The sequence below is a fragment of the Rhizobacter sp. P2_H2 genome (genome assembly GCF_056403375.1).
This window is the reverse complement of sequence record NZ_JBFUFP010001739.1, coordinates 1-650: the sequence shown is the minus strand read 5'-3', so window position 1 is coordinate 650 and position 650 is coordinate 1. Positions and strand designations below refer to the sequence as shown.

The 650-nt window shown below is 63.4% G+C and carries 1 protein-coding gene; it reads right to left on the bottom strand.

What is annotated here, in order from left to right; genetic code table 11:
* A partial coding sequence (locus tag AC1D15_RS35940) for a YHYH protein (protein WP_477829845.1) occupies positions 1-650 on the bottom strand: 650 nt, incomplete at both ends.

Genomic DNA, 650 nt, shown 5'->3' with positions numbered 1-650 from the left:
TGGCAGATGTCGAGATCCTTGTTGGCGATGGTCGTTCCTCCGTCGCCCTGTGGTCCGTAGATTGCGAAGCCGTCGGCCGCGTAGCCGATCACGGCCGAATGCTGGCCCGCGACATCGGCGGTCAGGCCGCACTTCGGCAGGCTGTGATAGTGGTACATACCCGTTTGCTGGGGGTGGCCTTCGCAAGCATCGGTGACCTCCCAAGCCCTCGCATCGCGGCCCTTGGCATCGAACGCGGCGAACATGCGCGCTCCGGTCAGGAAGATGCCGACGGCTCCGCCACCCAGGCAGGTAGGCGTTGCATTGACTGTCGGATTGGTGCTCAGCCCGGACCAGGCGACGGTGTTCGGCTTGATGGAGTTGGGGTTCTGGTCGTATTGATAGGCCAGCGGGCTCGTTTCATTCGTGATCTTGTAGATCCCGGTGGTGTGGCTGGGCAGGCCATTCCCGTCCAGTTTGCGGAAGGCATTGGCGATCGTGTTCGTGAACGTCGATGCCCATGAGACGGCACCGGTCACCGCGTAGATCGACTTGGTCTGCAGGTTCCAGGTCGTTCCGTCGCTGCTGATCCAGCCTTGCGCCGTGTTGCCCGGGTTGTTCGGGTCCGTCGTGCCGCTGCAGGCGTAGAGGTAGCCGACAGCGGTCGGGAC